The 21,866-nt window shown below is 67.2% G+C and carries 19 protein-coding genes; 15 read left to right on the top strand and 4 right to left on the bottom strand.

The window, feature by feature from the left end; genetic code table 11:
• The first annotated feature begins 93 nt into the window (after positions 1-93).
• The 9 genes from ricT to NTX40_07740 all read left to right on the top strand — a co-directional run bounded on the left by ricT (position 94) and on the right by NTX40_07740 (position 10,611).
• The gene (gene ricT, locus NTX40_07780) at positions 94-1,428 is read left to right on the top strand and encodes a regulatory iron-sulfur-containing complex subunit RicT (protein MCX5648979.1); all 1,335 of its coding nucleotides are present in this window, start codon (positions 94-96) and stop codon (positions 1,426-1,428) included.
• Positions 1,429-3,099: a methionine--tRNA ligase gene (metG, locus tag NTX40_07775; GenBank protein ID MCX5648978.1), complete on the top strand. Its 1,671-nt coding sequence runs from the start codon at positions 1,429-1,431 to the stop codon at positions 3,097-3,099.
• On the top strand, positions 3,096-3,506 hold the full coding sequence (locus NTX40_07770) for a hypothetical protein (protein ID MCX5648977.1): 411 nt from the start codon (positions 3,096-3,098) through the stop codon (positions 3,504-3,506). The genes metG and NTX40_07770 overlap by 4 nt, the downstream gene beginning before the upstream one ends.
• The gene (locus tag NTX40_07765) at positions 3,496-4,665 is read left to right on the top strand and encodes an AI-2E family transporter (protein ID MCX5648976.1); all 1,170 of its coding nucleotides are present in this window, start codon (positions 3,496-3,498) and stop codon (positions 4,663-4,665) included. The genes NTX40_07770 and NTX40_07765 overlap by 11 nt, the downstream gene beginning before the upstream one ends.
• Positions 4,640-4,762: a hypothetical protein gene (locus NTX40_07760; GenBank protein MCX5648975.1), complete on the top strand. Its 123-nt coding sequence runs from the start codon at positions 4,640-4,642 to the stop codon at positions 4,760-4,762. The genes NTX40_07765 and NTX40_07760 overlap by 26 nt, the downstream gene beginning before the upstream one ends.
• A gap of 218 nt (positions 4,763-4,980) precedes the next feature.
• Complete coding sequence (locus tag NTX40_07755; protein MCX5648974.1) at positions 4,981-5,463, top strand: hypothetical protein; 483 nt, start codon at positions 4,981-4,983, stop codon at positions 5,461-5,463.
• 843 nt (positions 5,464-6,306) lie between these two features.
• Complete coding sequence (locus NTX40_07750) at positions 6,307-6,525, top strand: hypothetical protein (protein ID MCX5648973.1); 219 nt, start codon at positions 6,307-6,309, stop codon at positions 6,523-6,525.
• Positions 6,526-7,524: 999 nt separating this feature from the next.
• Positions 7,525-9,081 carry an ATP-binding protein gene (locus NTX40_07745; GenBank protein MCX5648972.1) on the top strand — a complete coding sequence of 519 codons (1,557 nt, stop codon included), beginning with the start codon at positions 7,525-7,527 and terminating at the stop codon, positions 9,079-9,081.
• Positions 9,082-9,120: 39 nt separating this feature from the next.
• The gene (locus NTX40_07740; protein MCX5648971.1) at positions 9,121-10,611 is read left to right on the top strand and encodes a response regulator; all 1,491 of its coding nucleotides are present in this window, start codon (positions 9,121-9,123) and stop codon (positions 10,609-10,611) included.
• 215 nt (positions 10,612-10,826) lie between these two features.
• Here the strand turns inward: NTX40_07740 and NTX40_07735 are convergent, their stop codons facing one another.
• On the bottom strand, positions 10,827-11,618 hold the full coding sequence (locus NTX40_07735) for a response regulator (protein ID MCX5648970.1): 792 nt from the start codon (positions 11,616-11,618) through the stop codon (positions 10,827-10,829).
• Positions 11,619-11,765: 147 nt separating this feature from the next.
• Here NTX40_07735 and NTX40_07730 point away from each other — a divergent pair, with 147 nt between their 5' ends.
• Positions 11,766-12,575: a histidinol-phosphatase HisJ family protein gene (locus tag NTX40_07730; protein ID MCX5648969.1), complete on the top strand. Its 810-nt coding sequence runs from the start codon at positions 11,766-11,768 to the stop codon at positions 12,573-12,575.
• A gap of 56 nt (positions 12,576-12,631) precedes the next feature.
• Here NTX40_07730 and NTX40_07725 read toward each other — a convergent pair whose 3' ends face one another.
• A complete protein-coding gene (locus NTX40_07725; protein ID MCX5648968.1) occupies positions 12,632-14,353 on the bottom strand; it encodes a hypothetical protein in 1,722 nt (573 codons plus the stop codon).
• Positions 14,354-14,493: 140 nt separating this feature from the next.
• Complete coding sequence (locus NTX40_07720) at positions 14,494-15,672, bottom strand: tRNA pseudouridine(54/55) synthase Pus10 (protein ID MCX5648967.1); 1,179 nt, start codon at positions 15,670-15,672, stop codon at positions 14,494-14,496.
• A 140-nt stretch (positions 15,673-15,812) separates the two neighbouring features.
• On the opposite strand from NTX40_07720, the gene NTX40_07715 reads away from it, so the two are divergent.
• On the top strand, positions 15,813-17,108 hold the full coding sequence (locus NTX40_07715) for a hypothetical protein (protein MCX5648966.1): 1,296 nt from the start codon (positions 15,813-15,815) through the stop codon (positions 17,106-17,108).
• Here the strand turns inward: NTX40_07715 and NTX40_07710 are convergent.
• Positions 17,062-18,222 (bottom strand): FHA domain-containing protein, encoded by a 1,161-nt coding sequence (locus NTX40_07710; protein ID MCX5648965.1) that lies wholly within the window; start codon positions 18,220-18,222, stop codon positions 17,062-17,064. The two genes, NTX40_07715 and NTX40_07710, sit on opposite strands and share 47 nt — an antisense overlap.
• 250 nt (positions 18,223-18,472) lie before the next feature.
• On the opposite strand from NTX40_07710, the gene NTX40_07705 reads away from it, so the two are divergent.
• From NTX40_07705 to NTX40_07690, 4 genes are all read left to right on the top strand, one after another.
• Positions 18,473-19,372 carry a helical backbone metal receptor gene (locus tag NTX40_07705; GenBank protein MCX5648964.1) on the top strand — a complete coding sequence of 300 codons (900 nt, stop codon included), beginning with the start codon at positions 18,473-18,475 and terminating at the stop codon, positions 19,370-19,372.
• Positions 19,369-20,370, top strand: a complete 1,002-nt coding sequence (locus tag NTX40_07700; GenBank protein MCX5648963.1) for an iron ABC transporter permease — start codon at positions 19,369-19,371, stop codon at positions 20,368-20,370. Before NTX40_07705 ends, NTX40_07700 begins: the two co-directional genes overlap by 4 nt.
• A 202-nt stretch (positions 20,371-20,572) precedes the next feature.
• Complete coding sequence (locus NTX40_07695) at positions 20,573-21,409, top strand: ABC transporter ATP-binding protein (GenBank protein MCX5648962.1); 837 nt, start codon at positions 20,573-20,575, stop codon at positions 21,407-21,409.
• Between the two features lie 249 nt (positions 21,410-21,658).
• Positions 21,659-21,866 (top strand): PhoU domain-containing protein (locus NTX40_07690; GenBank protein ID MCX5648961.1); only part of this gene is annotated, 208 nt, incomplete at its 3' end.

Here is a 21,866-nt window from a genome sequence, read left to right as displayed (position 1 = left end):
GCGGCAAAAGCGGATTGAAGGCTGCGCGCGGGGCCGCTATAATCCATCGGTTCAAGGAGCAAGACTCTAATCAGCCCCCCGGGGGCCGGAGGCATGGCCTTGGTGAATGAGAACGTTCCGGAGCCGTCGTCGGCACAGCCCGTCGGCGGTCCGGATTCCAGTGCGTCATCGCCGGAAGCGGTCGGCGGGGCGCCGGCGCAGGAGCAGCCCCCGCCGCAGGCGGAGGCGCCCGCGCCGCTGCCTCAGACGCCGCCGACCGCCGAGCAGGCCGCGCCCCCAACGCCGTCCGCAACCCCGCCTTCTCCCCCGCCGCCCGAGAAGCCGACGGTTATCGTCCGTTACGGTTTGACCGGCATCCTCGGGCGATTTACGTGCACGCTGGAGGGGTGGAAGCGCGGCCGGCGGGTGGTGATCAAGTCGGATCGCGGCCAGGAGATGGGGGAGATCGTATGCCTCTCGACGTCGGCCTGTTTCCGCCAAAACGTTTCGGAGAAGATCGTCGGCGAGGTGCTGCGTTTCGCGACGCATGCCGACGAGATTGAAGAGCGGCACATGCACGATGGCGAGGAGCGGGAACTGGCGTTTTGCCGCGAACGCATCGCCGCCCGCAACTTGCCGATGAGACTCGTCCAGGCCGAGCACCTGTTCGGCGGCGACCGGATCATTTTCTATTTTCTGAGCGAGAGCCGGGTGGACTTTCGGGCGCTCGTCCGGGACCTGGCCCACGAGTTTCAGACGCGGATCGAGATGCGCCAGATCGGGGCCCGCGACGAAGCCCGCCTCCTGGGCGACTACGAGCGGTGCGGCCGGCCGCTCTGCTGCCGCGCCTGGATCAAGGACCTCGCGCCCGTCTCGATGCGCATGGCGAAGTCGCAGAGGGCGACGCTCGACCCGGCGAAAATCTCGGGCCATTGCGGCCGGCTCATGTGCTGCCTCCGCTTCGAGCACGAAACCTACCGCGAACTCGCCAAGCTGTTGCCGCGAAGAAACTCCTACGTCGCCACGCCCGACGGCGTCGGCAAGGTCGTGGATACCGACGCCGTGACGCAGATGGTCGGCGTCGAGTTGGCGCGCGGCACGCGGATCCACGTGCCCGTCGAGAGCATCCTGGAACGGGACATCAACCCGAAGGAAGTCGAGGGTGCCGAGACCGGGCCGGCCCGGGCCGCCCCCGCCCCGGCCTCTCCGCCGCCGCCGCCGGCCCCGGCCGCCCCGGCCCGGTCGCCCGCAGCTGAAAAGGCCGAGGCCGCCCCCGAGGACGATTCGGAGAAGCGTCGCGGGCGTCGCGGCCGGCGGCGTTCGAAGCGAGGCGGGAGGCGGCGAAATCGAAACCCCGACGGGTCGCCGCCGACGGAGTCCCAGGACGGTTCGTCCGGTCCGAGCGCGAACCAGGGCGCCAAGCCGCCCGAGGCCCAGCAGGGGAACTGAATGGCGCGACGGATTCTTCTGACGGCGGCGCTGCCCTATGCCAACGGGCCCATCCACATCGGCCACCTCGTCGAATATCTTCAGGCGGACATCTGGTCGCGGTATCACAAATCGTGCGGCCGCGATTGCCGCTACATGTGCGCGACCGACACGCACGGCACGCCGATCATGCTCAAGGCACAGGCGCTGGGCATCACGCCCGAGCAACTCATCGAGCGGTTTCACGGCGAGCAGGCCCGCGACTTTGCGGCGTTCGACGTCGGCTTCGACAACTTCTACACGACCCACTCGCCGGAGAACCGTCGGCTCGCCGAGACGTTCTTCGAACGGCTGCGGGCCAAGGGGCACATCGAGACGCGCCCGGTCGAGCAGGCGTACTGCGAATCGTGCGGCATCTTTCTTCCCGACCGCTACATCCGGGGCAAGTGCCCGCGCTGCGGCGCGCTCGACCAGTACGGCGACAGTTGCGAGGTCTGCGGGGCCGCCTACAGCCCCACGGAACTCGGGGATGCGCGGTGCGCGGTCTGCGGCCGGCCGGCGTCCCGGCGAAAGTCGGAGCACTATTTCTTCCTCGTCACCGCGTACGAGCAGATGCTGCGCGAATGGATCAGCGCGAAGCACCTCCATCCCCACGTCGTCGCGAAACTCCAGGAATGGTTCGACCAGGGCCTGCGCGACTGGGATTTCACGCGCGACGCACCCTACTGGGGATTCGAGATCCCCGGCGCGAAGGACAAATATTTCTACGTGTGGTGGGACGCGCCGATCGGCTACATCGCCTCGACCGAGAACTGGTGCCGCCGCGAGGGACGCGACCTCGACGCCTACTGGGTGGCCGAGGACGCCGAACTGTATCACTTCATCGGCAAGGACATTCTTTATTTCCACGCGCTCTACTGGCCGGCCATGCTCGCCGGCGCGGGGTTCCGGACGCCCGTCCGAATCTGGGTCCACGGGTTCCTGACGGTGGACGGGACCAAGATGTCCAAGAGCCGCGGAACGTTCGTCAACGCGGCGACGTACCTTCGGCACCTGGACCCGCAGTACCTGCGGTACTATTATGCGTGCAAACTGGGCGCCGGGGTGGACGACATCGACCTTTCGACGCAGGACTTCGTGGCGCGCGTGAACGCGGACCTGGTGGGCAACTTCGCGAACCTTCCGAGCCGGTCGGCCGGACTCCTGGCGCGGAGGCTGGAGAATCGTCTCGGCCGGCTCGACGCCGAGGGACGCCAACTCGTCGGCGCCGTCGGCGCCGCCGCGGACGACATCGGCCGCGCCTACGAGGCGTGCGAATACGCGACGGCCGTCCGCCTCATCGCCGCCCAGGCCGACGCCCTCAACCGCTACATGGAACGCACGAAACCGTGGGAGACCGTCCGCTCGGATCCGGAGCAGGCGCGGACGGCGTTGACGGCGGCGTTGAACGGGGTGCGGCTTCTGGCGGCGTATCTGGGCCCCGTCCTGCCGCGGTTTGCCGAAAAGGTGGGCCGGCTCCTGGGCGTCGAGACGCCGGACTTCACGCGTCTGGAGGAGCGAGTCGAGGACCGCGCGATCGGGCCGTTCGAGCGGATTGCCGAACGCGTCGATCCCGAGGCCGTCGCCGCCATGATCGAGGACACCAAGGCCGAACAGGCCGCCGGTCCTGAAAGGGCATCGAGAGCAGAATGAATAAGCGCAAGAGCGCCGAGGAACTCCTGAACGCCCTGTTGGAGCGCGACCGCCGCTACGGCCGGGACGCGTACGTCTTCGTGTCCGAGGCGCTGGGGTACACGGTGCAGCGGTCCGGGCGGACGGGACATGTCTCGGGCCGCGAGTTGTGCGAAGGATTCCGGGATCACGCGCTGGAGCAGTTCGGGCGGCTGGCGCGACTGGTGCTGGAATCATGGGGCGTGCGTTCGTCGGAGGATATCGGTAACATCGTCTTCAACATGGTCCAGATCGGCCTGCTGCGCAAAACCGACGAGGATCGCCGGGAGGATTTCGTCGGCGTTCTGGATTTTGAGGAGGCGTTCGACCGCGGCTTCCAGATACACATCGAGTCGGGCGGAGAGGATGGCGAGGGCCATGGAAACTGAAACAGACGCGCGGCACCGGCGGGCGATCATCGTCGTCGCGGCGTCGGTGGCGGTGGTGCTCGTTCTCGCGTATCTATTCCGCGGCGTGTTCGCGCCGCTGGCCGTCGCGATGGCGCTGGCGTATATCCTGAATCCCGTCATGCGGTGGGCCGAGCGGCGGCGGATCCCGCGAGGCGTGACGGCCGTTCTGCTCTTCTTCTGCGTCCTGGCGGCGGTGGCGGCGCTCGTGCTGTTCGCCCTTCCGCCGCTTCTCTCGCAACTTTATGCCTTCGGCGTGTCGGTGATGGGCGAACCGGCGGCCGAGGCCGAGCCGGGCTTCGTCGACCTGAACGGCGACGGGGTGTGGAGCCACGGATATCTCGGGGCCATCGCCGAATGGCTACAAGGCCTGGCCGAACGTCTCGGCCGCGGCGAGGGCGAGTGGTACGAGAAAATCCTGCTGGAGTGGCAGCAGCCGTCCGCCGCCGAGGGAAGCGTCCTCGACCGCGTCCTGGCGGTGGCGAGGCAGGCGGGCGAGGGCGCCCTTTCCATTCTGTGGAACTTGCAGGGGCTGGCGGTCGGCGTGGTGCTGACGGCCGTCTATCTGTTCTTCTTCCTGATGAATTTCGACCGGATGGTCGAGGCGGTGCGCCGATGGCTTCCGGGGCGCCACCGGGCCCGCATCGAGCGCGTGGCCGGCGAGATCGACCGCACCGTCAGCGCGTTCCTGCGAGGCCGAATCCTCGTCTGTCTGGCGGTGGGAGCGACGACGGCGCTGGGCCTGGCGCTTCTCGGGATTCCGTACTGGTACCTGATCGGCGTCGTGACCGGGCTGGCGGGGGTCGTGCCGTTCCTCCCGATCTTCGTGGGCCTGATCCCGGCGGTGCTTGTCGCCTGGTTCGACTCGCACAGCGGCTTGGCGGTCTTCGGAACGGTGGGCGTGTTCGTAATCGTCCAGGGCTTGGAAGGCTGGGTGCTGACGCCGCTCGTGCAGGGGCGTGCCGTCGGCCTGCATCCGGTGACGCTGACGGTGGCCCTCGTGCTCGGGTACGAGATGCTCGGCCTGTTCGGTCTGATCCTCGCGGTGCCGCTGGCGGCGACGGTCAAGATTCTTGCCAAGGAATTCGTGCTTCCGGAAGTGCGGGAGTTGGCAGATGAAGAGCCTCGAGTCGAAGGATAGCGGCGCCGGCCGCGTGGGATTCATTCTCGCGGCGGCAGCGTACGGCGCATGGCTCATTTTTCTGGCGGTTCTGGCGGTGATTCAAAAGGTGCGGTGAGGCGCGGGGGGGCCTGGTTCGCCGCTCCGCTTGCGGGGCGATGAGTTGGCGCGGCGCGCGGGGAACGGCGCGGCGGGGTCTGGTTCGCCGCCCCGCTTGCGGGGCGATGAGTTGGCGCGGCGCGCGGGGAACGGCGCGGCGGGGTCTGGTTCGCCGCCCCGCTTGCGGGGCGATGAGTTGGCCAGGCGCGCGGGCTCGAGGAGTGGGGTGCGACGGTCGTGAACCTCGACGAGATCACGCGGGCGATGCTTCTGGATGCGGTGCGGCTTTACCTGGAGGAAGCCTATGGCGACGCTCTGGTGCCGCCCGAGGTTCGCAAGCGCCTCGCGTGGGGCGACGGCGAGTCGTTGGCCGACCTCGCCGCCGGCAAGGAGTTCGAGCGGACGCCGACCGACGCGCCGACGCGAGAGTGCCGGCACCTCCGGCTTCGCCTGGGCAACCGGGCCTATCCGCACATGAAGTTGGCGGTGGATCGCATCCCGGAGACGGACGACTGGGTGCTGGCGGTCGATTGTCACGACCGCCACATCCTCGCTTCCGTGCCGCCGGATCAGCGCGGGGCTCTTGAGGCCCTCTTTCGGGAGAATGCCGCCCTGAAGACGCGCATCGAGCGGCGATGGACGGATGCGGGGTTGCCGACGTTTGAGCGTTTTACCCGCGACCGTCTCCGTGCGAGGAAAGAGGGAACGGCGGGCGCGTGAGTGCCTGAGTTCCTGAGTGCCTGAGTAACGGCTGGGCTGAAAGGGTTTGCTCCCCGCACACTCCGCGCGGGAGAGAGAACCGACCCTCCCTCTCCCCTCCGTGGGAGAGGGCTGGGGTGAGGGGGGGGCTGGCCGCCGTAGAACTTTGGACTCTTCGTGCTGCGCGTCCGAAAGCGCACTGGGAAAAGCAGGAGAGCGTGGAGCGTCGCGCTTGCGGCTGCACACATCTCCGGGTAATCTATGCGCGATTGGTTTCGGGCAATGAAATCGCCCGTCGGCGGGAGTGGTTGGCAGGGGTGCTGGCGGCAAGATGGTTTGTGCCCTTGTCGCGAGTGTGTTTTTATATGGCTCACGGGCCGGATGCGGTCTTTCCACAAAACTTGGTTCTTGGGTGTAGAGAATGGAATCAGATGCAACTAAAACGTGGTCATTGATCTTTGAGGCAGTGAAGTTGGCCATCGGGCCTATCGGCGCTGGTCTGGGTTGGTTTGCAGGCCGCTGGGCGCTCCGCCGATCGAGGAAACAGCGACGGGAACGCCTTATCCGGTTTCTGGATGGGCTTCCGGCAGAGGCGAAGGCCGTACTTGTTCATTTCTATGAGAATGGTACCCATACAATGCGAGGAGACCCCCTCGACCGAACAATTGAATTTCTTATCACCAATGGGGTTCTCGTAGTTGGTGTTGGCGGTGGCACCTATGATGCAATCGATCGCTACTTGACAGTCCGGCCCGAGGTCTGGGAGGTGGTGCAGAAGTGGGCGGTTTGCAACGGCCTCAAGGCAAACATGTTTCCGCCACCACCAGGCTTTCAACCGTTTCACAAAGGCCATTTATAGTTTCTATGAACGAGACCCGACGGAGTGCTCAGGCCGAGAATGCCTTGCTGGCCGCCGCCTACGGGTTGCTGGCAGACACAGAAGCATTTGGGTTGGCGCAACATGAAGAGGAAGAATGTGACGGCGAAGCAGATCTTGACAACCCTCGCGCATCTCGATGCGCCGGAAAGCCAAGCCAATTTCCGTCGGCTTCAGAAAAAGTGGTCGAGGTGGCGCTTGTCTGAGTCGGAGCACCAGTGGCTGGATATGACTGAGTGCCGCTTCATTGGGGAAGGGACTCACGAAATCGCCGTCTTTACCTTCAGTAGGCATCTTCGTTTGTCCTGCCTCACCGGACGTGCCGATTTTCCGCTTTGGGTCGCGGCTGGTCCCACTTGGTCGGACAGATGGCACGACATGGATGGCATGCCAGACAGAGATCTGCCCATCATTGGGATATTCCGTGGCATCGGGGATTCGGCTGGTTTTCTCGAACCATTCCGAGTACTTGCAGTGATCGGTTGTGCGAACGCCCAGTTCGTCTACGATGAACTCGCCAAGCGTGTTCCGTCGTTGTCGGACGAAGGCCAAGCCGGGCGCTCAACCTTCGGTAACCCGCGTTTCCGTCAAATCCAGGGTCCGATCAAACCACTTCTGGATGCCGCGGCCGAAGTCACGGCTTTGCCTTGTCCTTTACTTCGGCCTATTGCGCCAACTAGCACTGGTGCGTGCGTCTCAATAAGCCTTGATGATCTGTGCTGTCTCACGCGATCATTCCAGAGTTGTGTTGAGACAGTAGCCGACGTGCTGGGTCAGGGGAAACACGTCGTCTATGCGTACACTTTCTCTGCTCTTGAGGACGCTGCTTCACTCGCTGGGGACGAATTCTACCCAGTAAAGGTGGGCTGGGCTAGGGTCGCTCAGGACGTGGAGACTCCGTCTCAAGCCGCAACATCCAGAGTCTTAGGTCAAGTGGTCTTGCCAGAGCCTGTCCGTATAATAGGGTTGTTGGCGTGCTCCGATGGTCCGGCAACAGAGGCACGACTGCATAGGCGACTGAAACCGAGGCGCATTACGGCTATTGCCAAGGAATGGTTCGCCAGCAATAGGGAGAATATCCATCGGCTGATGAAGGAATATGCAGTGTAGAGTAGTCTCAGACCCAGAGGGCGCGTAAGGGTTGGCGGTGGGTACGGAGACCCACCGCGCAAAGGCGTGGACGTAGGAACCGAGAGCGGCGATACATGCGAAGCCTCACGCTAACGCGGAAACTGGTGCTTTTTGTCGTGGGCGTCGGTCTGATCGAGGGCGCCCTGATGGGGGCGCTCCTGCACGTCGGCGCGGGGGGGCAGATCCACTATTCCTTCGTGTTCATGGCGGCGGGGTTCGGGGCGCTGCTGACGATGCTGGTGGGGCTGTTCATTGTCCGCCAGGTGGCGCGTCCGTTGGCGAAGTTGTCGGAAGCCGCCCGCCGGATCGGCCGGGGCCGGCTGGACGTCGAAGTGGACGTCCGGGGGGAGGATGAGATCGGGCAACTGGCCTCGGCGTTCCGCGAGATGCAGGACCGCCTGCGCCGGATTTACGAGCAACTGGAGTCGCGGGTCGAGGAGCGGACGGCCGAATTGCAGGAAGCGACGGATTCGCTGAACGCGGTCCTCAATTCCTCCACCGAGTACGCGATCATCGCCACCGACGCGCGGTGGCAGGTGGTCATGTTCAACGAAGGCGCGCGGCGGATCTTCGGTTACGAGCCGCAGGACATCCTCGGCCAGGCGCTCGCGCGGCTGGTGGCGCCGGAAGAAGTGGAGACGGCCGTCGGCCTGACAATGGAGCGGGCGCTGCGGATGCACGGCCGGCACGAGGGGGAAGGGATCCGCGTGCGGTGCGACGGCCAGCGGTTCCCCGTCCGGACCGTGACGACGATCCGCTACGACCGCGAGAATCGGCCGGTCGGCTACACCGTCATTTGCCGCGATATCACCCAGCGCAAGGCCCTGGAGCAGCGCCTCCGCGAGTACACGGACAACCTCGAGCAGATGGTGGCGGAGAAGACGGCGGAACTGAGGGAATTGAATGCGGAACTGGTGCGGGCGAACCAACTGAAGAGCCAGTTCCTCGCCAACATGAGCCACGAACTCCGCACCCCGCTGAGCGCCATCATCGGATTTGCGGAGGCGATTCGCGACGGCGTCGCGGGCGAGCCTTCCGGAGAGCAGCGCGAGTTCGCCGAGGACATCGCCCAGGCGGGCCGGCAGTTGCTCGAATTGATCAACAACATCCTCGACCTGTCGCGGTTCGAGGCAGGCGCCATGGAACTGAATCTGGCGCCGTGCGACATGGGCGGCCTGGTGGACGAGGTGCTGCGGATCCTCCGCGGCCTGGCCCGGCGAAAGGACATCGAACTGAAAGCGGACGTCGAGCCCCGCCCCCTGGAACTGACGGCCGACCCGATCCAGTTGAAGCAGGTGCTGTACAATCTGCTCGCGAACAGCATCAAGTTCACGGACCCCGGCGGGCGGGTCGAGGTCCAGGCGCGCCAGGACCGGGAGTTCATCCGGATCCGCGTGTCGGACACCGGCATCGGCATCGCGCCGGAAGACCTCGTCGCGGTGTTCGAGGAGTTTCGTCAGGTGGACCCGTCGCTGAGGCGGGAGCACGAGGGGAGCGGCCTGGGCCTGGCGCTGGTGAAGCGGCTAGTGGAATTGCACGGCGGCGAGATCTCGGTCGAAAGCCAACTGGGCAAGGGAACGACGTTCACCGTGACGCTGCTTCGCGACTTGGCCGCGGAGGCTGCGGAATAGGCGCGGCCCGCCGCGGTGGGGCGGACCCGGGAGGATCGTATGGTGGACCAAGCCGAAACGGTAGGCGGAAAAATCCTGATCGTGGACGACTACCCGGCGAACGTGAAACTCCTGGAGCGGAACCTCCGTTCGGCGGGTTACACCACCGTCGCCGCCTACGACGGAGCCGAGGCTCTCGAAAAAGTCCAGGCCGAACGCCCCGACCTCATTCTCCTGGACATCATGCTGCCGAAGATCGACGGCTACGAGGTGTGCCATCGGCTTCGCGCCGACGAGACGACGGCCGTCATCCCCATCATCATGATTACGGCGCTGAAGGAGATGGCGGACCGGATCCGGGGCCTGGAGGCGGGCGCCGACGATTTCATCTCCAAACCGTTCGACCGGGGCGAACTGCTGGCCCGCGTCAAGAGCCTCCTTCAGATCAAGTATTACCGCTCCATGCTGGCCGAACGCGAAAAGTTCCACGCGGTCATCCAGGACCTGTCGCACGGCATCATCATCACGGACGCGGACGGACGGATTCAGACGATCAGCCGCCGCGCCGCCGAACTCCTGGACCACGCCGGCGAGGATCTGACCGGCAGAAAACTCGAGGACGCGCTCTCGGCCTTCGCGATCGAACCCTCCCTGGAAGCGCTCCAGGCGTCCGAGGCCCGGGCCGTCACCGTGGATCTTGAGCAGCGGGATGCGCGCTCACCCCGCTATCTGGCCGGCCGATACACGCGCATCCTGGGCCCGGGCGGGGAACTGTACAACACGTCCCTGGTGTTCCGCGACGTGACGGACATGCGGCAGAAGGAGAAACTGAAACGGGACTTCCTGAGCCTCGTCAGCCACAAACTCAAAACCCCCCTGACGATCATCAGCGGGTACCTGAACCTCATCGACCGGGGCAAGTATGGCGATGTCTCGCCGCAGGTGGCCGAGGCGATCCGCGTCACCCTGGTCAAGGTCCGCGAACTGTCGGACCTGATTGAGAAGGTGCTGACGTACGCGGGCCTGACGGCCACGGAACTGGAGCGCGCCGGGCAACTCGTGGCGCTGGAGGAATTGCTCGGGCGCACTCGGGATCGGGTGGAACACCGCTATCCGAACTACTCGATCGATTGGCGCATTGCGCTTCCCCCGAAGTTGCCTCGCGCCCGCGCCCCGGAGGAACTCCTTTCGGTGGTCCTCGACAACCTGCTGGACAACGGGGTCAAGTTCACGCACGGTCCCGAGGCGCGCGTGGAAGTGACGGCCGAGGAAATCGCCGACCGGCGCCTGATGATTCGCGTCCGCGACAACGGGCCGGGCATTCCGCCCGAGCACCGCGAGCAGATCTTCACCGAGTTTACGCAGGTCGAGGAGCACTTCACGGGGAGCGTCGCGGGGATGGGCCTGGGCTTATCGACGGCCAAGCGGTTGGTCGAATCGTGGGGCGGCGAGATCGGGTTTGAATCCAAGCCCGGTGAGGGCTCGACGTTCTTTTTCACGGTCCCGTCGGAGCACACGCCCGCCGCCGATTCGCCGAGGGGCGGCCGCTAAGTATGTCTAATAAAGTTTCTCCGAATCCCCGACGGCGGAATGAGGAAATCCGACTTGTCCGCCATAGCCCAAAGGGCGAAGGCGGAAGTCCGAATGGCGAAAGAATGACGAAACGGCAATGACGAAGCCGATCCTGTCCCCAGGCTGTGCGTCGGCGGCGGTACTTTCGTCATTCGGGTTTGCTTTTTGATTCGTCATTCGGATTTCGGGTTTCGTCATTCTCTCGGCAGGGCTTTCTCGAAGACGACGGCGCCGACCGATTCGCTCCGCCGATCGAAGGCGCCGGCTCCCATCCAGGCCGAGACGGTTTCCGATTGGGGGCCCAGGTGTTCGGCGAGAAAGGCGTCGCCGCCCTCCGCCGCCGGACGCCACGCCAGTTCCAGCCGATGCTCGTTCAGGTGGATGGTCGCGCGCACCGGAGCCTGCCCTTGATGCCGGTTGGTCCAGTCGGCGGCCGCCTCGACGATGCGCGCGAGGCCCGCGCGAAGGGCCTCGACGGACTCTGGTACGAGACCGGTGCGTCTGTAAAGGGCGGAGACCAACGCGTTGACCGCCTTCATGGCGCTCGGGGCCTCGGCCGGTTCGAGCGTCATTTCGATCGCCCCCGTGGCGGCGGCCGCTTGGCGGCGGCGATCGAGGCAGGCCTGGAGCCGCGTCACCAGCCCGTCGGGGCTGAACGGTTTCGTCAGGTAATCGTCCGCCCCGGTTTCGTATCCGAGGAGACGATCCTCGGGACGGTCGAGCGCCGTCAGAATCAGGATGGGAATCGGGTTGGTCCGGCGGGCGCCCTTGAGTCGTCGGCACAATTCGTAGCCGCTCAGTCCGGGGAGCATCAGGTCCAGGATGACGGCGTCGGGTGTCCGCGTGGCCAGCAGGTCGAGGGCCTGTTCGCCCGTTGCGGCGCGGATCGGCTCGAAGCCGTAGGCTGAGAGCACCTCGGCCAGCAGTTTGTTCATATCCGGCTCGTCTTCGACAATGAGGACGGAATTTCGCGGCTCGTCGGCCATCGGTCGGCACCCGCCTCTTTTCTCGGAGTCGCCAGCATACGCGCGGGGCGCGGTCGAGGCAAGGTCTTTTGCGCGGCGGCACGGTGGGGCGAACAAACCTTGTGTGCCATCCCACGCCGCGGTATATAGGCCGGGGCAGGGGGCCGTATGATCCCGACGGACTATCACCTTCACTCGACCTACAGCGACGACGGCCACGCCTCCGTTGTCGAGATGTGCGCGGCGGCGGTCGAGGCCGGTCTCCGCGACGTCTGTTTCACGGAGCACCTGGACTTCGACCGGAGCGACCCGGGCTACGGCTTCTTCGACTACGCCGCCTTCGCCGCCGCCGTCGAGGAAGCCCGCGCCCGCTACGCCGGCCGCCTGGCCGTCCGCATGGGGGTCGAGTTTGATTACCGGCGTTCGTACGGCGTCGAGCCGGGCGAATGCCTCGCCGCCATGGACTTCGACTTCGTGATGGGCTCCGTCCACACGGCGGCGGGAGTCCCCATCTACCGCCTCTCGGCGGAGGAACTTGCCGCCCTCGACCTGCGGGACCTGGAGCGCGAGTACTTGGCCGAGACGGCCGCCCTCGTCGCCTCCGGCTGGTGCCATGGCCTGGGCCACTTCGATTACGTGTTCAAGCAGGCGCCGCTCCTAGTCGAACCGTACCGCGATGCCGCCTATTGGGAAGCGGTCGAGAAGATCCTGGCGGCGTGCATCGCCGGCGGCATCGCTCTGGAGGTCAACACGCACCACGTCTTGGATCGGGGGATGGGGCTGGCGGCCGACGCCGAAATCCTCCGCCGATACCGGCGCCTCGGAGGCCGGCGAGTGACCGTCGGCTCCGACGCCCATCGGCCCGGCGACGTGGTGCACGCCTTTCCCGACGCCGAGCGAGCCCTCCGCGAGGCCGGGTTCACGACGGTGACGGGCTACGACCGCGGCCGGCCCTACGGCGTGCCGCTTCAATCCTAGTACTGCTACGCTACACGCCCCAACCGCCAAAGGCATGGCCTTTGGGCGCCAGCGCCTTACGGCACGTAGAAGGAGACGGTGTAGGTCATCTCGACCGTCTGTCCCGGTTTCAGGTTCAGTTTCCACACCAGTTCGCTGTGGTTGTTCTGCCAGAAACCGCCGCCCTGCCAGTCGGCGGGATGAAAATCGTCAATCCGGATGTGCCCGTCGCCGGAGACCTCGTCGGCCTTGCCCGGCAGGGAGACGGTGACGCGCATGTCCGAGTCGGCGTCGCGATAACTCGTGAGGGTGATCGTCCCTTTCTTACGAATCAGCGAGTACGAATGGCCGCCCCACTGGAGGACGTTCGGCTTGCGCTCGATCTCCTCTTCCGCCAGCGTTCCGCGGAGGTTCACCGCGACGGTCATCGGCAGCAGGCTCGTTCCGCCGGGCGGCGCGTAGGTCAGCAAGTCCTGCCCCATCGGCAGATTGCCGCGGAGGATGATCGCCGCGCCGGTCGTCCACGGGACCTTGGAGCGGTTGGTCAACTCCAGTTGATGCCAGACCTGCGTTTTGAGCAGGCGGAGCGGCGAGCCCGTCGGATACCGCGCGTCGTCCGCCTCGCCCTGGACCATGCTGCCGTGCGTGGCGTTCCGCACGACGTTCAGGTCCAACGTGTAGAGGTGGTGCAGGGGCGCCTCGGCCTGCCAGAGGGGGACGCTCGCGCGGCCTCCCGCCCGCAGGGAGAAGTTCGGCACGGTGTAGACGAAGAGGTCCTGCTCGCCGGTCGCGCCCAGTTCGGGTGGCAACTGGATGTCGGCCGGCGCCGCCGGCGCCGCCGCCTCCGCCTCGCGGCGCCACTCGCCCGACCGTTGCGTGAACATCGCGTTGGACATCTGCCCCATCAGTTGCGGGGCCGCCTGCGCCAGCGCGTTGCGCAGCGTCGCCTCCAGCACAAGCGGCGAGACCACGTCGCGGAAGCGGAAATGCGGCACGCCCACCACCAGGTCCAGCCCCACGTCCCGAAGGTCTTCGCTCTGGTTCAGGATTTCCGCCTGCAGCGCCATCGCCGCCGTGTCCTTCAGGTCGCCGCTCACACGGTACGTTGGGATCCAGCGGATGCCGGGGGCGAAGTACATGAGTGTCAGTTCGACCGCCTTGCCCGCCGACTCTTGGCCAAGGTCGAAACTCAGCCGCTTCGCACGGGCGAACGGCGGGTCGGCGTTCCCCCCATCGCTCAGCGCGGGGCTCCGCACCGCCACGATCTGGGATTGTGCGATCGAAATCGGCTGCGGACCAGCGCCGGCCGGTTGTCCCTCCGGCTCGACCAGGACGAACGGCCGGTCTTCGATAACGGTGCGTCCGAGCATTTTGCCGCGGAACTCCTCGCCGCCGGCGGTCGTCAGCGTCACCGCCTTGCCCGTCACCTGCTTTAGCAGGTTTTCGAGCGTGCTGGCTGCCGGGCCGAGCGGCGTGTCCACCCGTTTCCAGTCGTCGGTGTATTCGGCCCGCATGGCGACGATCTCGTCCGTCCGGCTGACGGCCCAGAAACTGCCCAGGACCGCCGAGTCCGGCACCTCCAGGGTAAAGACGCGGCCGGAGGCGTCGGCCACGCCCCTCGCCTCCTTAACCAGCAGCGCGTACCCGTCTTTGAAGACGACCGCTCGTTGTGTCTTGATCGCAAGCCGTCCCGACTCCGGCTCGGCCGCGCCGGCCGCAGCGCACGCCAGAGCCGCCAGCGCGACCGCCGACCCGGCGACGCGCGCCCACGATCCGCAAGTCCCTCGCGATGCGAACATAACTGCCTCCTTTCAGATGCTTGGCGCCAGACACCTCCGCAACGCAGACCCTCCGCGGGCCTGCACCGTCTTGGACGCGGCACCTTCGGTGGAGTTCCCGGAGAAGTCACTCGCTCGGGCAGCGGATTGGGCAGGCGACATTATAGGTGGATCGCGGTGACGTCGAGTTCGGCGCACTCGGCCGGGACGCCGAGGACCTCGGCAACGCTCGGGCTGGTGCGGCCGTCGTCGCTGCTTACGAGTTCCTTGACGTAGAGCCCCGCCTGCGTGCGGACCTCGATCTCGACCGTTCTCGCGTCCACGGACTTCCACGCGACGGACCGGACGCGGCGATGGCGGACGCGGTCGGTGCGGCTCCTGAGGGCCCGCAGCGGCGTCCGCTGGCGGATCCGGCCCGCCAGGTTCCCGAGGGGCGCGAGGTCCGCGACCGGTTCCGCCAGCCGCACGAGCGCGCGGTACGTCTTATCCGGCCGGAGGCTCTTGATGCACGCCACCTCCTCGGCGGCGCAGCGTCCGAGGCCGACGACTTCGACGGCCCCGGAACGGCCGATGGCCCGGGCGAGCGCGGCCCAATCGAGCCGGCGCCGGCGCGGCCGGAGGACCTCGAGCACGAAAGGCCTCTCGCCCAGGCATCGCACGTCCGCGTCTTCGCGGCCGCAGCCGTGAAAAAGATGATCTTCGCCGCCGGCGGCCTCGCGGACAGGGTCGCCGATGATGGCCTGGACGCTCGTCGGCCACGCGGCCCACCGGCATTGCGGCAGACCGCGCACGAGTTTCCGGTACCGCCCGGAGACGAACAGCGGCCGCACGTCCAGCGTCACTGTGCCCTCGGCGTGGTCCGCCAGGACGACGACGTCGGGGTGCACGAAGTCGGGCTGGGCGCGCCTCGCGTCGCACAAGCGGGTGCCGACCAGGCGGTTGAATTCCTGCCTGTAAGGTTCCGCGAGGTCGCCGCCCGCGAGCGTCTGGATGGCCCGCTCGCGTTCGGCCATCGCGCTATGCTCGTGCGACGCGACGAGGAGCGTGTCGAATTCGAGGCCTTCGAGCGCCTGCCGCGATCGTTCGACCCAGGCGTCGATTTCTGCGAACAGGCCGCCGCAGATCCGGCAGGGGCCGGCAGGCGGCGCGGCTTGGAGCGTCCGGCGGATGGCGGCCCCGCGCTGGTCGTTGCCCATCCCTGTGTCCACCTGGGCGCAGAGGCGTCCGAGGCACCGGTCGCAGAGCGGCCCGGCGTCGAGGGCGTTCGCGAGGCGGGCGCGGAGGTCCGTCCGCTCGAGCGCTTCGGCCAGGGGGATGGTTCGCCACTCCCGATCGGGCATCGCGGCCGCACTCCTGAAAGGGACCCCAGGATTCTAACCGTCGAGGCGGGCACCGTCCACACCCCGGCGCTTCTCGATTGTCAGGGGGCGGCGGAATCGCTATATTGGGGCCGGTTATTCAGCCGATGGCGCGAGCGCGCATGACGGAGACCCCTTCCGCTCACAATCCGCCTGGCGAGATGGCCCGGGAGGACCTGTACCGGGACTGGCTCGGTGTGACGAGCCCCTCGCCGACGCATTACGACCTGCTCGGCGTTCCGCCGCTCGAGCGGGACGCGACGCGCATCCTCCAGGCCGCCCGCGAAGTGAAGCGCAAGATCCGGGCCTACCAGATCGGGCGGTACCGCAAGCAGGCGCTGGACCTGTTGTCCGACGTGGGCCAGGCCGTCTCCGTCCTTACCAATGCCGCCAAGAGGCGGGCCTACGACAACGACCTCCTGCGCGGCTGGCGGAAAACGATCGAGGCCCTTTACGACGGGCACTGTGCGAAGCGGTCCCACGAACCGGAGACGCTGGAGGCCTGGCTCATCGCCTGCCGGGAGAGCGGCGTGCCGGTGTCGCGGCTGATCCCGGCCATCATGCGATTCCTTCGCCCGCAGATGGATTCCTGGCCGGCGCGCGGCGAGCACGGCCTGAATCTCCCCAAGGGGCTCTGGATCTACCGCGATGCCGTGGTCCTCGGCAGTTGCCTCGACGACATCCCCCTGGAGCGGCGGGCCGAGGCCGTCAAAAGTCTTCAGAAAGCGCTCGGCATCCCCGAAGGCCTCGCGCGCGTCGTGGCCGAAGAGGTCACCCAGGAGTCGCGCCTGCTGGACCGGATGTCGCTCGTGCGCCAGGCGCAGGGCGACCCCGGGGGGACGGTCCTTCGGATGGGTTGGCGGATCAAGCGGCTCGGGGGCCACCCCGACCAACGGAGCAAGATTCTCTCGGCCGTGGGCGCGTTGGTCGGCCTGGACCGCCGACGGATACGCGTTCTCCTGCCGCGACTGGACGAGCGTCCAGTGGTGCTGCCCGCGTCGAGGCGGGCGGCGCTGGCGGCCAGGACGGTCGGCCGGCGGGCGCACGAAACGGGCCGCCGGGTTCGCCGGAGGGCCCGCCTCGTGGGGGACTGGCTGGCCGACCGGCCGCAACTGTTGGTCGCCGCCGCCGTTCTCAGCGGGCTGGTAGTCCTGGTTCTGGCGGTGCTGGTGGTGGCCGGCGTCTGGAAACCGTGGGGCCCTTCAACCGAGAGCGAGGGTGCGCCGCCGATCGAGTCCCCTCAACCGCCGACGGGACTCCCCGCGCCCCCGGAAAGGCCTGGCGAATCTCCGCCGTCGGGTCTGGAGGAGTGGAAGGAATTCATCAACAAGTACCCTGTGGAGCCCGGTGTGGTTCCGCCGACGCCGCCGCCTAGCGCTCCGTCTCGCGCTCCCGCAGGGCCGTCAAACGCCGAATGACGTTCCGGACGATGGGGTTTTCCTTCTCCGGGATCATGTTGAGGATGCGCTGGTAGCGTTGCGCCGCGCGCTTATAGTTGCCCATCTTTTCGTCCACGACGGCGTTGTTGTATTCCCGGCTGATCTCGTCCACGAGGTCCCGCAGGGCATCGAGGTAGATCTTGTCGACGGTCGGCTGGTTGGGGAAGAACGATCGGCCGCCGTAGTACGCCAGCGCCTGCTGGAAGCACCGGACCGCGCCGAAGAGGTTCCGCGGTTCGGTATTGCGGCGGTCGTAGAGGTCGAGGGCCTTGTCGCGGAACTTTTGGGCGGCCGACAGGTTCAGCGGAAGTTCCTGGCGGTACACTTTCGCCATGTCTTCGATGGCCTGGCGGATGCCGGGGATGCGCTTTGCCTTTCCCGAGTCCAGGTCCTCCTTGCGCACCAGGATGGGCTGCTTCAACTCGTCCTCGCACCAGACGCCTTCCTGCGATTCCTTGATGACCCGAAGCGGCGGGGCGCCGGGCGCCGGCTGGATCATGGGTTCGAGCGCCAGGACGGGGATCTCGACGCTTCCGCCGACGCTCGTTCCGCGCAGCGTGAGCACCGCCGCCAGGAGCACGATGACCGCCAGGTAGATGGCCAGTCCGATGAACAGACCCTTACGCCGGCGGAAAAGGGAAGGCGGCTCCTCGGCTTCGGCCTCGGGTGCGGCCTCCTCTTCGGCCGTGCGCCGCCGGAACTGCGGCCGGCCGGTCGGCGACACCGCCACCGTCTCCACGACGAACCGCAGCCGCGTCTTCGCCCCGACCCGGATGTCATCCCCGTCCGACAGCACCGCCTCGTCGATGGATTTGCGGTTCAGCCGCGTCCCGTTGTCGCTCAGGTTCTTCAGAACCCACTGGTCGCCCCGGCGCTCGATGCGGCAATGCTGGCGGGAAATGGCCGACTCCGAAAGCGCGACCTCGCAGGCGGGATCGCGGCCGAGCGTGGTTGTCCCGGGCGCAATGCGGAACGTCTGGCCTTTCTCCGGCCCCGCCGTGGATTCCAGGTGGGCCCGGGCCGCCGTCACCGGCCCCAGCCCCATCGGCCTCCGCGCCGGCACGTCCCGGGAGGGATCCCCGTCGGTCGCCATGACGTTTCTCCGGATCTTCCGCCAAACGCCTCAGGCCCGCCGGTCGCCTCTGCAGCCGCCTCGGGCCCGCGAACGAGCCACCGAATCCTACCAGACCTCCGCGCGGCCGTCAACACAACGCACTGTGTCGCCGGAAATACCTCCTGCCGCCCCGAACCCCCGAGGGCCCGCGCTTCCGAGGCCGGGCAAGCCCCGGGCATTCGGGGCCATTAGCCTTGATTGTCTCGCCCGGCTTCTTAGAATCCCAGGGATGATGAGGCGAAACCGTGGAATTCTGGCAGGCCTCCTGTGCGGTCTGTGGCTCGTTTTGGGCCTCGGCTGCACGGACGCCTCGCCGGCCGGCGGCGGGGGCGAGCGCCCCTTGCGCATCCTCAGCCTTACCCCCAACGTCACCGAGATCCTTTTCGCCATGGGCCTGGGCGACCAGGTCGTCGGCCGCTCCACCTGGTGCAACGAGCCGCCCGAGGCCCGCGCCCTGCCCGTCGTCGGCGACACGCTGCACATGAATCTCAACCAGGTCATCGCCCTCGAGCCGACGCTTGCCTTCATGATCACCGGCCGCGAGGAGGTCGCGCGGGGGCTCGAGGCGCGGGGCGTCCGGACCGTGATGCTCGAGTCCGATACGTTGCCCGAGATGTTCGACTCCATCCGGATCATCGGTCGCGAGACCGGCCGCGAGGACGCCGCCCGCGCCCTCGTCGCGCGCATCAAATTGGACCTGGCGGCTGTTCGCCGGCGCGTGGCCGGCCTGACGCGCCCCCGGGTCCTCTTCGCCTTCCCCATGACGGTCGGCTCGGCGCGGATCATGGTCGCGGGGCGGGGCACGTTCGTGGATGCGCTCCTGGAAGTGGCCGGCGCCGAGAACGCGTACCCCGACCGGGCCAACTGGCCGACCGTCAGCCCGCAGAAGGTCATCGCCGCGGCGCCGGACGTCATCCTCGTCCATGCGGTCGGCGACGAGGGCGCTCCCGACCGCATCGAAGCCATCCGCCGCGCGTGGACCGAATGGACCAGCATCCCCGCCGTGGCCGGCGGCCGCGTCCACATCCTCACGGAGCCGTACCTGACGATTCCCGGCCCGCGGGTCGGTCAGGCGGCGGAGCGGCTCGCGGAGACGATTCACCCGGAACTCCAGGAGCGCTCGCCGTGACCCTGCAGCCTCTTTCAGCCCGACGCTATGCCGTCACCGTGCTGGCCTGGCTGGCGCTGTGGCTCGTGGTGGCCGCCGCCGCCCTCGTCCTCGGCGCGCGCGTCTGGGTCTGGGAGTCCGGGCCCCAGTTGAGCGACGCCCTGCGCGATGCGCTCTACGGTGTGGCGACGGCGAGCGTCGTGGGCGGTGCGCTCGCGCTCGCGGGCCTCGCCTTTCAGGCGCTCCTCCGGAACCCTCTCGCCAGCCCCTATATTCTGGGCGTCTCGGGCGGCGCGAGCCTCGGCGTTATCCTCTCGGGCCTTTTCGTCAGCGTCCTCGTTCAGCCGCTCTTCGGTTTTCTCGGCGCCCTCGCGACGGTCGGCATCGTGTACGCCATCGCCCAGCGCCGCGGCCGGATCGAACCCTACACGCTCCTCCTGAGCGGCGTCATCCTCAACACCTTCTACGCCGCCGTCATCATGCTCACGATGGGTCTCGTCAGGCCGGAGACGCGCGGCGACATCGCGTACTGGATGATGGGGAACATCGGCCGGTTCGACCTTCAGTGGGGATTGGTAGGCGTTGTCGCTGTCTTGGCCGTCGGCGCCGCCGTCGTCTTCGCGTTCCTCGCCAAGGGGTTCAACCTGATCGCGGTCGGGGAGGAGACGGCGGGGACGCTCGGCGTCCGGGTGGAGCGTGTGCGGCACGTGACGTTCGTCGTGGCGAGTCTCGTGACGGGGGCCTCCGTGGCGCTCACCGGTCCGATCGGTTTCGTGGGCCTCATCGTGCCGCACCTCTTGAGAATGCTTCTCGGGCCGGACCATCGCCGGCTCGTGCCCGCCTCGTTCTTCTTCGGGGCGACGTTTCTGGTGCTGGCGAACCTGGCGACGGGCCTGCTGGAAGGGGCGGTGGCTCCGTTTCCGCCTCCCCCCGTCGGGGTGCTGACGGCGATGTGCGGCGGGCCGTTCTTCGTGTACCTCCTGAGGACGCGATGGCGACGAACAGCCGAAGTCCAATGAGCGGGGCGGGGGGAAGGCATTTCGGATTTCGGATTTCGGATTGCGGATTGAAACGGCAAAACAGCGCACGGTTAGCCGCGACCCGAAGTTTACCCGCCGGGGCGGGGGGAGCGGGGACATTGCGGATTGCGGAATGGGAAAGACGAGTGACGGAGTAACGCAGTAAAGACGACGGGGAAACTCCGAGGGGTCGGGGCAGGCGGTGAACGGCACAGGCCAGGCAATCGCGGCGGCGAACCAGGGCGGCACGCCGGGGCCTTACGTCGAGGTCCGCGACCTCTGTTTCGCGTACGCGGGCGGCGCGCCCGTTCTCAGCGGCCTGTCGCTCTCGCTGGCGCGCGGGCGGTTCGTCGGACTCCTCGGTCCAAACGGGAGCGGCAAGACGACGCTCCTCAGGATCCTCCTGGGGCTCCTCGAACCGGCGTCGGGCGAGGTCCGCATCGCGGGCCTCCGCCTGGCGGACTATCCGGCCGGGGCGCTGGCGCGCCGCGTCGCCTACGTGCCGCAGGGAACCTCCTCCGTCCTCGCCTTCACGGTCCTGGAGACGGTTCTGATGGGCCGAAGCCCGCACACCGGCGCCCTCGGATTCGAGGGGGCGGGCGACTGGCACGCCGCTCGCGAGGCCCTTCGCCTTACGGATACCGAGCGATTCGCCGAACGCAATCTCGAGGACCTGTCGGGCGGCGAAAGGCAGCGGGTCGTCATCGCCCGCGCCCTCGCCCAGGAGCCCGACCTGATCCTGCTGGACGAACCGACCGCTTTCCTGGATATTAAGCACCAGCAGGCCATCCACCGGCTGCTTCGGCGGCTAAGAGACGAACAGGGCATGACGGTCCTTTGCGTCAGCCACGACCTGAACCTGGCGTCGGCCTATGCGGATGACGTGGTCCTGATTTCGGGCGGGCAAGTGGCCGCCGCGGGGACGCCCGCCGAGGTGCTTCGCACCGACGTCCTCGAAGCGGTTTACGAGACGCGCGTCCGCGTCGAGTTCGACGAGGTGACGGGTCGTCCGTACGTGCTTCCCATCCCGGAAGAGTAATTGCTGATTCCGGAATGGTCCTTTGGCATTTATGCTGAGTGGCACGGCCGGTCTTGCTTGCCCGCCATAGCCCAAAGGGCGAAGGCGGGTCCGGCCGTGTCCCGGCGCGCCGGAACGCACGGCGGGGCAAGCCTGCCCTGAGCAACGCCGAAGGGACTCGCCGTGCCACACGGGCAAGAGCGACAGTGCCTTTTGGGAAAGAGCACGGAGCCGCGACCGACAGAGAGCGGCGCATTGAAGGAGATACCGATGGTGGCTGAACCCCGCCGTGACGCCGACAGCGTGCGCGAGTTGCTCGGGACCATGGGCCGCGAGGTCCTCGCGCGTTTCCGGCAGACGTTGAAGGCTCTGGAGAGCCTGGACGTGGAAGCGGCCGGGAAAGCGGTCGCCGAGGACTCGAGGACCGACGAGCAGGAACTGGCCGTCGAACGCGGATGCCTCGATCTGCTCCTGGCCG

The organism is Planctomycetota bacterium, assembly GCA_026387035.1.
GTDB lineage: Bacteria > Planctomycetota > Phycisphaerae > FEN-1346 > FEN-1346 > JAPLMM01.
This window is presented reverse-complemented; position numbering and strand designations above follow the sequence as displayed.

Excerpts from the sequence above, each read along its gene's own strand:
- NTX40_07770 (MCX5648977.1), top strand. The coding sequence starts at position 3,096 with ATGAATAAGCGCAAGAGCGCCGAGGAACTCCTGAACGCCCTGTTGGAG.
- NTX40_07760 (MCX5648975.1), top strand. The coding sequence starts at position 4,640 with ATGAAGAGCCTCGAGTCGAAGGATAGCGGCGCCGGCCGCGTGGGATTC.
- metG (MCX5648978.1), top strand. The coding sequence starts at position 1,429 with ATGGCGCGACGGATTCTTCTGACGGCGGCGCTGCCCTATGCCAACGGG.
- NTX40_07715 (MCX5648966.1), top strand. The coding sequence starts at position 15,813 with ATGACGGAGACCCCTTCCGCTCACAATCCGCCTGGCGAGATGGCCCGG.
- NTX40_07765 (MCX5648976.1), top strand. The coding sequence starts at position 3,496 with ATGGAAACTGAAACAGACGCGCGGCACCGGCGGGCGATCATCGTCGTC.
- NTX40_07745 (MCX5648972.1), top strand. The coding sequence starts at position 7,525 with ATGCGAAGCCTCACGCTAACGCGGAAACTGGTGCTTTTTGTCGTGGGC.
- NTX40_07740 (MCX5648971.1), top strand. The coding sequence starts at position 9,121 with ATGGTGGACCAAGCCGAAACGGTAGGCGGAAAAATCCTGATCGTGGAC.
- NTX40_07705 (MCX5648964.1), top strand. The coding sequence starts at position 18,473 with ATGATGAGGCGAAACCGTGGAATTCTGGCAGGCCTCCTGTGCGGTCTG.
- NTX40_07750 (MCX5648973.1), top strand. The coding sequence starts at position 6,307 with ATGAACGAGACCCGACGGAGTGCTCAGGCCGAGAATGCCTTGCTGGCC.
- NTX40_07730 (MCX5648969.1), top strand. The coding sequence starts at position 11,766 with ATGATCCCGACGGACTATCACCTTCACTCGACCTACAGCGACGACGGC.
- NTX40_07710 (MCX5648965.1), bottom strand. The coding sequence starts at position 18,222 with ATGGCGACCGACGGGGATCCCTCCCGGGACGTGCCGGCGCGGAGGCCG.
- ricT (MCX5648979.1), top strand. The coding sequence starts at position 94 with ATGGCCTTGGTGAATGAGAACGTTCCGGAGCCGTCGTCGGCACAGCCC.
- NTX40_07720 (MCX5648967.1), bottom strand. The coding sequence starts at position 15,672 with ATGCCCGATCGGGAGTGGCGAACCATCCCCCTGGCCGAAGCGCTCGAG.
- NTX40_07725 (MCX5648968.1), bottom strand. The coding sequence starts at position 14,353 with ATGTTCGCATCGCGAGGGACTTGCGGATCGTGGGCGCGCGTCGCCGGG.
- NTX40_07735 (MCX5648970.1), bottom strand. The coding sequence starts at position 11,618 with ATGGCCGACGAGCCGCGAAATTCCGTCCTCATTGTCGAAGACGAGCCG.